The organism is Stenotrophomonas sp. CASM114 (assembly GCF_049384325.1).
Taxonomy (GTDB): Bacteria; Pseudomonadota; Gammaproteobacteria; order Xanthomonadales; family Xanthomonadaceae; genus Stenotrophomonas; species Stenotrophomonas muris.
The window spans coordinates 188,645-201,460 of the sequence record NZ_JBMRGJ010000001.1 but is presented as its reverse complement, the minus strand read 5'-3'; the positions used below and the strand labels follow the sequence as shown (position 1 = coordinate 201,460).

Here is a 12,816-nt window from a genome sequence, read left to right as displayed (position 1 = left end):
CCCATGGCCGGACTGCCTGCCTGGATCGCGGATTGGCTGCTGGTGGTGGTGCCGGTGGCCGAGGTGCTGGTCATTCTCGGGGTGGCCTGGCTGATGGTGCGTGCACTGGCGTGGCTGCTCGTGCAGGCCCGGCAGCGCGGCAGGCTGGCTCCAGAGCTTCATGTGGGCCTGCGCCGCGGCGGTGCTTTGCTGCTGTATCTGGCGGCTGCGTTGCTGATACTGGAGCGACTTGGCGTTTCGCGCTCGGTGCTGTGGACCGCGCTGACCGGGTTCATGGCGGTCGGTGCGGTGGCGTTCTTCGCTGCATGGAGCGTGTTGTCCAACCTGTTCTGTTCGTTCCTGATCGTGGCTACGCGCCCGTTCCGCATCAACGACACGATCGAAGTGCTGGAAAGCGTGGACAAGCCGGGCCTGTGCGGCCAAGTGGTGGACATCAACCTGATCTACACCACGCTGAGTGACCGTGGCGAAGGCGCGCGCGGTTGCCTGCTGCGCGTGCCGAACTCGTTGTTCTTCCAGCGCATCACCCGGCACTGGGGTGACAGCGGCTATTCGCAGCTGCCGGGCAGCCTGCCGATAAAGGGCAAGGTGCGCTGAGCAGCTGTAGCGCCGAGCCCATGCTCGGCTCGCTGCGCGCAGCGCAGGGTGCGTCGCGGCCGAACGGAGCGCAGCCGAGCGTGGGCTCGGCTCAACAGGTGCCACAGCGGGCGACCCTACTCCGCTGCCAATGCCTGGATCGGGTCCAGCTGCGCGGCATTGCGGGCCGGGAAGTAGCCGAAACCCAGCCCGATTGCAGACGAACATGCCAGCGCGGCGAGCACCGGCCCAGGCGTGAACAGGAAGGGCACGCCCAGTGACAGCAGACTGGACAAGGCCCCCACGCCCAACGCGGACAACACGCCCAGCACCCCACCGAACAGGCAGATCAGCACCGCCTCGATCAGGAACTGGCGCAGGATGTCGCCCTGCCTCGCCCCCACCGCCAGCCGCACGCCGATCTCGCGCACGCGCTCCTTCACCGACACCAGCATGATGTTCATCACGCCCACGCCGCCAACCACCAGCGCCACCGCCGCGATCGCCGAAACCAGCGCCGCCATGGTCTGGCTGGATTTCATCACCGCCTTGCGGATCTGGTCCGAGTTGTAGATGAAGAAATCGCGACGCCCATGCAGCCGCTCCAGCTCGGCGCCCAGCGAGGCCTCGGCGGCATTGGTGGGTACGTTGTCGCGTACGCGCACCGTGATGCTCTCCAGGCGCTGGCTGCCCAGCAGCCGGGAGGCAGCCGACGTATAGGGAACGTAGACGGTTGGCGTGGCCCCACCGGCGAGTGCATTGGCACCCACCACGCCGATCACCTCGACCGGCATGCCGCCCAGCAGCACCGTGCTGCCGATAGGGTTGCCAGCGAACAGTGCCTTCGCTGCCTTCTGGTCGACCACGCCCACTGCCCGATGCGCCTCCACCTCGGCATCGGTGAAGAACCGGCCGGCCCTCAGGCGCAGCCCGCGCACGCGCGGCAGATCGGCACCGGCGCCCAGTACCTGCGTATTGGCTCGTCGGCCGCCCTGCAGTGCTGCTACCGAACCGCTGAGGTTGGGGCTGACACTGTCCACGTAACTCAGGGCGGCCAGGTGATCGGCATCGCCTACCACCAGCGTCTCGATCTCCGCCGAGCGCGGGTCACCGAAATCGGCGCCCGGGAAGATCTCCAGGGTGCTGGCGCCCAGCTCGTTTATCTGCGCCTCGACCTGCGCCTGCGCGCCTTTGCCCAGCGCAACCACGGTCACCACCGCGGCCACGCCGATGATGATGCCGAGCATGGTCAGCAGGGTGCGCAGGCGATGGGCCAGCATCGAACGCACTGCCATGCGCGTCGCCTCGCGCACGGCATCGATACGGGCGCGCCGCTCGGTAGCCGCCGTGGATGTGCGCGCCGGTGCGTCCGAACGCTGCCGCACCGAAGGGCCTCGCTCCTGGCGATCCGCCACCACACGCCCATCGGCGATCTCGATCACCCGTGACGCGTGGGCAGCAATCGCCGCATCGTGGGTGACCAGGATCACGGTATGGCCCTGCGCATGCAGGCGCTTGAGCTCCGCCATCACCTGCCTGCCACTGGCATGATCCAGCGCGCCGGTCGGCTCATCGGCCAGCACGATCGCGCCGCCGTTCATCAGCGAGCGTGCGATGGAGACGCGCTGCTGCTGGCCGCCGGACAACTGGCTGGGCCGGTTCGCGGTCCGCTCGCCCAGGCCGAGCGTTTCCAGCAGCAGGCGGGCACGCGTGGTGCGCGCATCGGCCTCCACCCCGGCATAGACGGCGGGCAAGGCCACGTTCTCGGTGGCACTGAGGTTCTCCATCAGGTTGTAGCGCTGGAAGATGAAGCCGAAGTGCTCGCGGCGCAGGCGCGCCAGCTGGTCAGGCGACATCTGCTCGGTCGCAGCCCCCTCCACGCGGTAGCTGCCTTCGGTCGGCCGATCCAGGCAGCCCAGGATGTTCATCAGCGTGGACTTGCCCGAACCCGAGGGGCCGATGATGGCGATGAACTCGCCGGCATCGATGCGCAGCGAGACCCCCTTCAGCACCACCACCTCGCCGGCGGCCGAGCGATAGGCGCGCGATACGCCCTTCAATTCCAGCAGTGCGTCAGCCATGCTCACATCCCCAGCAGGCTGGTGGGTTCGGCATCGCCACCGCTGGGCGCCTGGCCGACCACCACGTTCTCGCCCGCTTCCAGGCCAGAGAGGATCTGCACGGCGGTGGCGGTGCGCAGGCCGGTAGTCACAGCGCGCTCGTGGGCGCGGCCTTTCGCATCGACTACCCGCACGATTGCGCCGTTGCCGTTCTTGTCGTCGGACTCGCCCAGGGCGGTCAGCGGCACCTGCAGTGCATTGGCCACGCGTGCCAGCTGGATCGTCACTTTCACCGTCATCGAAGGCTTCAACATCAAGCCCGGATTGGCCACGTCGAACAGCCCCGCGTAGTACACCGCTTTCGGCGTCTGCGCCGATCCGCCGCTGTTGCCGCTGGCCGCGTCGGCAATCGACGACGGCGCTGGCTCAAGCTGCTGCAGGTGCGATTCATAGCGGCGCCCGCTCGGTCCCAGCGTCGAGAACCACAACGGTTGGCCGGGTGCGATCAGTTCCACGTCAGCCTCGGCGATCTCGGCGCGCACCGTCATCGTGTCCATCTGTGCCAGCATCACGATGGTCGGCGTGGTCTGCATCGAGTTCAGCGTCTGCCCCGCCTTGGTGACGATGGCCACGATGTAGCCCTCGGACGGTGACACGATACGCGTGTAGCCCAGGTTGATGCGGGCGGTTTCCACCTGGGTCACCGCCTGGTCGATCTGCGCCTGCAACGCAGCGGCATCCGCGCGCGCCGCATCGCGCGCCACACGTGCCGCTTCGAAGCCTTCCTGCGAGACCAGCCGCGACGCCACCAGCTGCGATTGGCGATCGTACGTGCGAAGGGCCTGGCGGTAGCGCGCCTGGCTGGCCGCATGTTGCGCACGCAGCGCGTTGGCGGCGGCTTCGGCACTGCGCAGGGCAATGCGCTGCGGTTGTGAATCCACTTCGGCAATCAGGTCGCCGGCCTGCACGTGCTGGCCCAGCACCACATGCAGGCGCGTGACCTGCCCGGAGACCTGCGCGCCCACGGCCACCAGTTCTTTCGGATTGACCCGGCCGACCGCCTGCACGGTCTTCTCCAGACGGGCGACCCTTGCCGGTGCGGTGATCAACGCGGCATCCTCGCCTTCGGCAAACGCCCACCAGCAACCGCCGCCGGCAAGAACGGCCAGCGTTGCGGCAATGATCCAGGTCCTGCGGTTGTTCATCGAAACTTCCGGGGGTGCGTGCAGTCGCCCGGTGCGACCGCCAGGGCCGCAGTCTGGAAGCCCCAGGTGGATGTTTCTTGGAGCGGCTGTGGAGATTGGATGGAGACGCGACCGCCGTTCAGGCACCGCGTCGGCCGCTGAATCCATGGCGCGGCTCCACGCAATCTCGACACAATCTCGACCAAGTCTCCATCAACGGTCGCTAGCCTCGGCGGCCTCGCCGACTGCCAGCCCGCCGTGCCCCTTTCCTACCCGGACCTGCCACCCATCGATGTGCGCCGTGCCTACCTGGCGTGGTGTGCGCCTTCGCCGTGGTTGATCGCACTGGTGCTGGCATCGACCAGCACATGGATGTGGGTCGCACCGTATCCGCTACTGCCGTTGCTGGCCGGCTTCGGGGCCGCCGCCCTGCTGGGGTTCCGCAGTGACGGGCCCGGACGCACCCGCCGCTCCGGGTCGCTCGCATCGCTGGCCTTGATCGGCCTGGCGTTCTGGTCGGCAACACCTCCGGCCGCCAACGTCAACCTGCATCTGCTGCTTGCGCCCGCCACCGCCGTGATCGCCGCCCTGCTGGCAGTGCGCCTGCGCGCCATCGTGGGCATGGCCTCGCGGCTGCAGGCCCGGGTGAACGCCACCCCCATGGCCTCGCGCTGGAACGCGCTGCCTGCCGCGGTGTCTACCCTGACGCTGCAGCAGCTGCGCAGCGCGGGTTCGGTGGACCCCAGCCTGCAGCGCACGCTGGTGCTGGCCACGCTGGCCTGGGCGGCCAACGAAGAGGCGCAGGCCAGGGAACGCCGACGATGACCCTGCCCCTTATCCGGCCCCTGCCCGCCCTGGCCTCGAACCCGCCGTACGCCATGAAATACGAACCCCGTAACCGACAGCCCCCCTTGGTGCTGATTGCCGAAGATGAGAGCGAGATCGCCGACATCCTCGGTGCCTACCTGGCCCGTTCGGGCCTGCGCAGCGCACGCGCCGCCGACGGCGAGGCGGCGCTTGCCAGCCACCGCCAGCTGCGCCCGGACCTGGTGCTGCTGGATGTGCAGATGCCCAAGCTGGATGGCTGGCAGGTGCTGAGCGAACTGCGGCGTCGCGGCAACACGCCGGTGATCATGCTCACCGCGCTCGACCAGGACGTGGACAAGCTGACCGGCCTGCGCGTGGGCGCTGACGACTACGTGGCCAAACCATTCAATCCCGCTGAGATCGTTGCGCGCATCCAGGCCGTGCTGCGCCGCAGTGCCCGCAGCGTGGCCGAAGAACCCACCGGGCTGATCCGCCAAGGCCCATTCGAGATCGACCTGCGCAGCCACGAAGTGACGGTCCGCAACGGCGAGCAGGTGCACGCACTGAACTTCACCCTCACCGAATTCCGGCTGTTGGTGCACATGGCGCGCGCGCCGCGCCAGGTGCATGCGCGGGTGGACCTGCTGCACGCCTGCCTGCCCGAGGGCGATGCGCAGGAGCGCACCGTCGACAGCCATGTCAGCAAGCTGCGGCGCAAGCTCGAGGATGTCGGCGTGATCGGCATTCCCGCCACCATCCGTGGCGTCGGCTACCGCTTCCTGGACTGAATGATGAACCCCAAAGGCAAGAGCATCGGCCGCCAGATCAGCCTGTCGATCACCGTGGCCTCGCTGTGTTCGACGGTGCTGTCGATCAGCGGCTTCTACCTGTTCTACTACCTGCTGGAGGTGTTCTATCCGCGCTGGTATGACGAGCCGAAGTCCATGATGCCCTCCGGGCTGGAGTGGCTGTGGATCGGCCTGACCGCCACCGTGGTGGTGGCGTTGGCCACCCTGATCGCGTCTCGCCTGACCCGGCGCATCATCACCCCGTTGAATTCGGTGGCCGCAAGCCTGCGTCGCGTGGCCAGCGGTGACCTGGAGGCGCGCGCACGCGGCGGCGACACCTCGATGGCCGAGGCCGCCACGCTGGTCAACGACTTCAATTCCATGGCCGAGCGGCTCAGCCGGATGTCCGAGAACCGCGTGTTCTGGAACGCGGCCATCGCACACGAACTGCGCACGCCGATGACCATCCTGCGTGGCCGCCTGCAAGGCATCGCCGAAGGTGTATTCGAGCCGGGCCCCGAGCAGTTCAACAGCATGCTCACCCAGCTGGAGGGACTGACCCGCATCATCGAGGACCTGCGCGTGGTCAGCCTGGCCGAGAGTGGCCACCTGGATTTACGCCTGCAACGCAGCGACGTCAGCGTGCAGGTGGCGGCGGTGGTGGAGGCGATGTCCGAGGCGCTGACCGAAAGTGGCTTCTCGGTGAGCCTGGACGCGCGGCCGTCGCTGGCGGACTGCGATCCGGCCCGCATCCGCCAGGCGGTGCTGGCATTGCTGGAGAACGCCCGTCGCCATGCCATCCCCTGCCCGCTGCGGGTGCGCGTCACCCTCGCTGAGGGGCACTGCGCGGTGGCCGTGGAAGATGGTGGCCCCGGCGTGCCGGACGACCTGCGCGACAGCATTTTCGAAGCCTTCCAGCGCACCGATGTGTCGCGCTCACGGCAGAGTGGGGGCTCAGGTCTCGGCCTGGCGGTCGTGCGTGCGATTGCCGTGGCACATCACGGAACGGCGCAGTGCCGAGCTACCGAGCGTGGCGGCAGTTCGTTCGAGATCCGCTGGCCGGTGCACGTGCGCCGTTGAGGCGGTAGACGCTGCCCTGGTAGCGGCCCACCTTGGTGGGCACCACGCGCGTGGCTGAACGCCGCCGATTTCTCCACGCAATCTCCATCATCCCTCCATGCCCGCTCCAAAGGGCTGCAGATACTGGGCGCGACCCGGCAGATGGCAGGCATCCGTCCCCTGCCCTGTCCCCGAACCCCCCAGGCATCCCATGAAACACCCCCACGATCCAACGGCCGCCGCCGGCAGCATCGGCCAGCAGAATGCGGCCGCCACGCTCAAGGCGATCCTGCGCACCTACCCCTGGCAGCTGACCGGCACGTTCTCGCTGGTGGCGCTGGAGAACACCCTGCTGCTGGCCTATCCGTTGTTCGCAGGCTTCGCGGTAGACGCGATCATCAGCGGCAACATCGGCCATGCCATCTCCTATGCCGGCGTGGTACTGCTGTTCTGGCTGGTGGGTGCCGCCCGTCGGGCGGTGGATACGCGCACCTTCACCCGCATCTATGCCGATCTGGCAGTGAGCGTGGTGCAGGCGCAGCGCCGGTTGGGCCAGGCGACGTCCACTTCGGCGGCACGCGTGGTGCTGGCCCGCGAGTTCGTCGACTTCTTTGAAAAGCACGTGCCGATCATCGCCACCGCGCTGGCATCGATGTTCGGTGCAGTGGCCATGCTGCTGGCGATCGAGCCGATGGTCGGTGCCGCTGGCCTGGCCACCCTGCTCGGCGCCCTGCTGGTGCTGCCCTCGTTCGCACGCCGCAACGAGCAGTTGCACGGCCGACTGAACAACCGCCTGGAACACGAAATCCGGCTGGTCGACCGGGTCAGCCCCTGGGTGCTGCGCCGCCACTACACCACGCTGTCGCGCCTGCGCATCCTGCTGTCCGACCGCGAGGCCGGCGCCTATGTGGTGATCGGCCTGGCTGCCGCGGCATTGTTCGCGCTGACCATCGGTCGCCTTGCCACCAGTGAAGGCGTTACACCGGGCCACGTCTACGCGGTGATGACCTACCTGTGGACCTTCGTCGGCAGCCTGGACGATGCGCCGTCAATGGTGGATCAGCTTGCGCGGCTGAAGGATATCGGCCGCCGCGTCAGCCCCGGCATGGACGATGCGGACCACAAGGGCGCCGCTTGACCGGTCGCTGCCCACCTTGGTGGGCACCGACGGAAGCCAGCGCCAACCCAGGTTGGCGGCTACCAGGCCTGAGCAGTGTTGCCCTGGTAGCTGCCCACCCTGGTGGGCACCGACGGAAGCCAGCGCCAACCACGGTTGGCGGCTACCAGGCCTGAGCGGTGTTGCTCTGGTAGTTGCCCACCTTGGTGGGCACCGACGGGAGCCAGCGCCAACCCAGGTTGGCCGCTACCAGGCCTGAGCGGTATTGCTCTGGTAGTTGCCCACCTTGGTGGGCACCGACGGGAGCCAGCGCCAACCCAGGTTGGCCGCTACCAGGCCTGAGCGGTGTTGCTCTGGTAGCTGCCCACCTTGGTGGGCACCGATGGAAGCCAGCGCCAACCCAGGTGGGCGGCTACCGGGCCTGAGCAGCGTTGCTCTGGTAGCTGCCCACCTTGGTGGGCACCGATGGAAGCCAGCGCCCACCAAGGTTGGCGGCTACCAGGCCTGAGCAGTGTTGCTCTGGTAGCTGCCCACCCTGGTGGGCACCGATGGAAGCCAGCGCCCACCAAGGTTGGCGGCTGCCGGGCCTGAGCGGCGTTGCTCTGGTAGCTGCCCACCTTGGTGGGCACCGACGAGAGCAGCGCCAACCAAGGTTGGCGGCTACCAGGCCTGAGCGGTGTTGCTCTGGTAGCTGCCCACCTTGGTGGGCACCGACGAGAGCAGCGCCAACCAAGGTTGGCGGCTACCAGGCCTGAGCGGTGTTGCTCTGGTAGCTGCCCACCTTGGTGGGCACCGACGGAAGCCAGCGCCAACCAAGGTTGGCGGCTACCAGGCCTGAGCGGTGTTGCCCTGGTAGCTGCCCACCTTGGTGGGCACCGATGGAAGCCAGCGCCAACCCAGGTTGGCGGCTACCGGGATCGATAGATACCCATGCGCCGCTTGGCGCTACAGGAACTCCGCCATGCGCTGCAGCTCGTCGTCCAGCGCGCCACGAAATACCTTGTCGCGGGCCAGCGACTTGCCGGCATAGCCCACGCTCGACACCAACTCACCCTCGCGCACGCTCAAGTTGGCCCAGCCCACCACCTGCTCATGCCACAACACCGGCAGTGCGTAGTAGCCGTACTGGCGTTTCGGTGCAGGCGTGTACGCCTCGAACTTGTACACCCAATCCCACAACAGCTCGAAGCGGCGGCGGTCCCACACCACCGGGTCGAACGGCGCCAGCAGGCGCACCTGTTCGTCCGGCGCATGGCGGCGCGAGCGCGGATTTTCGTCTGCCGGCCAGTACCAGGTGGTGCCCTCCAACGTGCAGCTGGCCAGCTGCTGCTTGGCCAGCGCCAATGCCTTGCGGGTCTGCTCGGCCAGGTGCGGCGCGCCATAGCCCAGCAGGCGCACCAGATAGGTCAGGCTGGCCGAAGGCAGCGGCGCGTACTTGCGCACTACCAGATCAATCAGGGCGGCGGCACGTTCGATCTGCGCCTGTTCGCTGGAATCGGGCTCGGCATGATCGGCCACCGCGTAGATGCGCGTACCGCTGTCGCGCCGCTGCACGCGCAGCAGGCCACGGTAGTGCATGCCATCCAGCAGATGCGTGCTTGCGTTGCTGGTGCCGCCCCAGTAGTTGGTCACCCGCCCATGCGCGAACGCCTGGTCGACCTCGCGCGGGTGCACGCTGCCACGCTCGCGCACAAAGGCCAGCACGTCGGCCGCACGGCGATGGGTCTCGGCATCCCACTCGCGCTTGGATACCCGTGGGTGCATCAGCGCCAGATGCTCGCGCGGCAGGAAGCCGTAGTTCACCAAGCAATCCTCTTCCACCGGCAGACGCGTGTAGCGGCGCTCAAGATCGCCCGCGCGGTAGTCCTTCACCCGGTGGCGCAAGGTCAGGTCCTGTGCGCGTGCCGGTGCGCGGATCGGGTCGGCCTGCACGAAGCCCAGCCGCCGGATCGCTGTCAGCAGCGTGGTCGGCTTGAACAGGGTGCGCGCGACCGCGTAGCGGCGAAGATCATCGAGAGTAGGCGTGGCAGGCATGGCCGCATTGTAGATCCACGCCATCCGTAGATGGGGCCGTGGCGAACCGTGCAACGGCACCCACGCAAGGCGTGGATCTACCGAAGCCGCGATACCTCCAGCGAACCGATCACCAACGCCCGCATGCCCTGCTTGAACTCGGTGATCACCTGCCCCTCCTCGTCATCCGCAATCGCGTAGATGGTGTCGGCACCGGCGATGCAGTAGAACGCGATCGTGGCCAGCAGCCAGCGCGCCTTGTCCACCGGCAGGCCGAACACCTCGGCCACGTGCGCCTGGTGCGAGGCGATCTTTTCCAGCATCGGCGCGGTCGCCACCGTGCGCCGCAGCAGGTAGGGCGGTAGCCCGGGATGCGCCTTCACCACTTCGCACAGCGACTCCACGAACCCCATCAGATAGGCCTCCAGCCCACCCGGTGCGTCGACCGACGCGCGCGGAATCTGCCAGCGCTGGAACACCGCCTCCGCCACCAGGCGCTTCAACGCCTCCAGGTTCGCCACGCGCTTGTACAGCGCTGCCTGGGTTACCGCCAGTTCGGCGGCTACGTTGGCCATGGTCAGGTTGGGCAGGCCCAGGCGGATGCCGATGTCGGCCAGGCGCTCCGGGGTGATGGTGGGTGGGCGGCCACGGGTCGGCGCCGTTGGATCGGGGTGGGTGCTCATACCCTGCTGAGGGTGCCAGCAAAGGGACCCTCTTGTCCGCTTCGATTGATTTAGTTTACTTTACTCAACTAATTCGGAATGCGTCCGCCGCGCACCCGTAACCGAGCCCATGGCTCACCTCCCGCCAGGTCCCCACCCAGCCAACAACCCTGCGCTGCGCCCTCTCCCCGTGCTTGCCGTCGGCAGCGCGCCAGGCGCGCTCGCGCCTGCGATTCACAGGACTCTGGCATGACCGTTTACAACTTCACTTCTGCGCAGCTTCGCGCTGCGGCCGCATCCTCCGGCCTGATGCATCCGCCGGGCATGCCCATGCGCTACCGGATGTCAGCCCTCGCGCTGGGGCTGCTGGCCTCGTTTGCCGCGCAGGCCGACACCGCACCGTCCACGCTGCCCTCGGTGCAGGTGCAGGAACAGCGCCGGGTCACTGCAGACTATGCGGGCGGCCAGGTGGCCGCCGGCAGCCGCGTCGGCCTGCTCGGTGACAAGGACTTCATGGACACGCCGTTCAGTACGGTCAGCTACACCGAGTCCTTCATCCGCGATCGCCAGGCCAAGGACCTGACCGACGTCATTGCCGCCACCGACCCCACGGTGTTCAGCAACGGCGTCACCGGTGCCTGGAGTGAGAACTACGCGATCCGCGGCTTTGCGTCCAACACCAGCGACACCACGTTCAATGGCCTCAGCGGCATGGCGCCCTACTACCGCACCTCGCCGGAAATGTTCGAGCGCATCGAGGTGCTGAAGGGACCGTCTGCGCTGCTCAACGGCATGCCGCCGGGCGGCTCGGTCGGTGGCAGCGTCAACCTGGTGCCCAAGCGCGCAAGCGAGCAACCGCTGCTGCGGGTCAGTGCCAACTTCGCCTCCGATGCGCAGTTCGGCACTCACGTGGATATGGGCCGTCGCCTCGGCGCCGACAGGCAGTTCGGCATCCGCTTCAACGGTGCCTACCGTGATCGTGACGGCGCCGTCGGCAAGCAGCGCAAGAAGGTACAGCTCGGTTCGCTGGCACTGGACTGGCGCGGCGAACGTATGCGGCTGTCGGCCGATCTTTACAGCGCCGACGACCGCGTTGACGGCCCGGCTCGTGGCGTCGGCCTGGCACCGGGTGTGGCCATTCCACGCCCGCCACGCGGGGATACGCTGATCAACCCGGATTGGGCCTACGTGGACAGCCAGGACAAGGGCGCGATGGTGCGCGGCGAGCTGGATGTCAACGATAGCCTGATGGCCTACCTCGCGTACGGCACCAGCAGGACCGACTACCGCTACAACGGTTCGATCAGCGCGCAGATCCTCAATCCAGCCGGCGACTTCACCACGGTGATCGGCCAGCTCGCCTTCGATATCAAGAAGCAGTCCGCAGATGCCGGCCTGCGCGGTTCGTTCCACACCGGCAGCGTCGGCCACCAGTGGGCCGCCAACGTGACCCACTACCAGCACACCCAGAACGACTACGGTCGCCGCAGCGTACCCGGCTGGGACTGGACCACCAATGTGTACAACCCAGTGTGGGGCCCGGCGGCGCCGTTCATGGCACCGCACATCTCGCATACCGAGCTGAAGCTGGACAGCCTCGGCTTCGCCGACACCCTCGCCTTCGCCGATGACCGCGTGCAGCTGACGCTGGGCGTGCGCCGCCAGCAGGTGGTCAGCGAGACCTTCAACGTGTCCACGGGTGCACGCACCTCGCGCTACGACGAGAGCGCCACCACGCCGGCAGCGGCCCTGCTGGTGAAAGCCACCGACACGATCGCCCTCTACACCAACTACATCGAAGGCCTCAGCCAGGGCGCCACCGCGCCGATGACCGCCGCCAATGCCGGCGATGTGTTCGCACCGTTCCGCACCAGGCAGAAGGAGCTGGGCCTGAAGCTGGACCTGGGCAGCTTCGCGCACACCTTCAGCGTGTACGAGATCAAGCGACCGAGCAGCTACACCGACCCGGTCACGAATATCTTCTCGTTTGGCGGCGAGCAACGTAATCGCGGCGTGGAATGGGGCTTCTTCGGCGCACCGATGGACGGCGTGCGCCTGCTCGGTGGCGTGGCCTATGTGCAGCCGAAGCTGACCCGCACGGCCGGCGGCGTGAATGAAGGACGCATCGCCACCGCCGTGGCGCAGCGGCAGGCCAAGCTGGGCGTGGAATGGGATGTGCCGACCTTGCAGGGCCTCACCTTGACCGGCAATGCCACGGCGATGTCGAAGCAGTACATCAGTGCCGACAACAACCTGTCCGTGCCGGGGCGGACGTTGTTCGACGTGGGCGCGCGCTACAGCACGACGATCGCAGGACGGCCCCTTGCACTGCGGGCCACGGTAAACAACGTGACCAACAAGGCTTACTGGGGCATGCCGTTGTTGTCGAGCCTGGCGCTGGGTGCACCGAGGACAGTGCTGGTGTCGGCAACCATGGATTTCTGAGCCGGCATGGATCTCCTGTAGAGCCGAGCCTATGCTCGGCTCCGTTTCGTCCGCTGAGCCGAGCATAGGCTCGGCTCTACAGGACGTCGGGCAATCCGCGAACGG

10 protein-coding genes are annotated in these 12,816 nt (G+C 67.5%); 6 read left to right on the top strand and 4 right to left on the bottom strand.

What is annotated here, in order from left to right:
* Positions 1–3 precede the first annotated feature (3 nt).
* The gene (locus VG566_RS00885) at positions 4–597 is read left to right on the top strand and encodes a mechanosensitive ion channel domain-containing protein (RefSeq protein WP_014647275.1); all 594 of its coding nucleotides are present in this window, start codon (positions 4–6) and stop codon (positions 595–597) included.
* A gap of 116 nt (positions 598–713) precedes the next feature.
* On the opposite strand, the gene VG566_RS00880 is transcribed toward VG566_RS00885, so the two are convergent.
* Positions 714–2,657: a MacB family efflux pump subunit gene (locus tag VG566_RS00880; protein WP_241883919.1), complete on the bottom strand. Its 1,944-nt coding sequence runs from the start codon at positions 2,655–2,657 to the stop codon at positions 714–716.
* 2 nt (positions 2,658–2,659) lie between these two features.
* Positions 2,660–3,841 carry an efflux RND transporter periplasmic adaptor subunit gene (locus tag VG566_RS00875; RefSeq protein ID WP_241883920.1) on the bottom strand — a complete coding sequence of 394 codons (1,182 nt, stop codon included), beginning with the start codon at positions 3,839–3,841 and terminating at the stop codon, positions 2,660–2,662.
* Positions 3,842–4,078: 237 nt separating this feature from the next.
* Here VG566_RS00875 and VG566_RS00870 point away from each other — a divergent pair, with 237 nt between their 5' ends.
* The 4 genes from VG566_RS00870 to VG566_RS00855 all read left to right on the top strand — a co-directional run bounded on the left by VG566_RS00870 (position 4,079) and on the right by VG566_RS00855 (position 7,612).
* Complete coding sequence (locus VG566_RS00870; protein WP_241883921.1) at positions 4,079–4,645, top strand: hypothetical protein; 567 nt, start codon at positions 4,079–4,081, stop codon at positions 4,643–4,645.
* A gap of 53 nt (positions 4,646–4,698) precedes the next feature.
* Positions 4,699–5,415 (top strand): response regulator, encoded by a 717-nt coding sequence (locus VG566_RS00865; RefSeq protein WP_046430903.1) that lies wholly within the window; start codon positions 4,699–4,701, stop codon positions 5,413–5,415.
* Positions 5,416–5,418: 3 nt separating this feature from the next.
* Complete coding sequence (locus VG566_RS00860; protein WP_032962724.1) at positions 5,419–6,495, top strand: ATP-binding protein; 1,077 nt, start codon at positions 5,419–5,421, stop codon at positions 6,493–6,495.
* A 190-nt stretch (positions 6,496–6,685) separates the two neighbouring features.
* Positions 6,686–7,612: an ABC transporter six-transmembrane domain-containing protein gene (locus VG566_RS00855; protein ID WP_241883922.1), complete on the top strand. Its 927-nt coding sequence runs from the start codon at positions 6,686–6,688 to the stop codon at positions 7,610–7,612.
* 924 nt (positions 7,613–8,536) lie between these two features.
* Here the strand turns inward: VG566_RS00855 and VG566_RS00850 are convergent.
* Entirely contained in the window at positions 8,537–9,625 is a 1,089-nt protein-coding gene (locus VG566_RS00850) for a DNA glycosylase AlkZ-like family protein (RefSeq protein ID WP_049406620.1), read from the bottom strand.
* Between the two features lie 77 nt (positions 9,626–9,702).
* Complete coding sequence (locus tag VG566_RS00845) at positions 9,703–10,287, bottom strand: TetR/AcrR family transcriptional regulator (RefSeq protein ID WP_014647283.1); 585 nt, start codon at positions 10,285–10,287, stop codon at positions 9,703–9,705.
* A gap of 228 nt (positions 10,288–10,515) precedes the next feature.
* On the opposite strand from VG566_RS00845, the gene VG566_RS00840 reads away from it, so the two are divergent.
* Entirely contained in the window at positions 10,516–12,711 is a 2,196-nt protein-coding gene (locus VG566_RS00840; protein ID WP_241883923.1) for a TonB-dependent siderophore receptor, read from the top strand.
* The last annotated feature ends 105 nt before the right edge of the window (positions 12,712–12,816 follow it).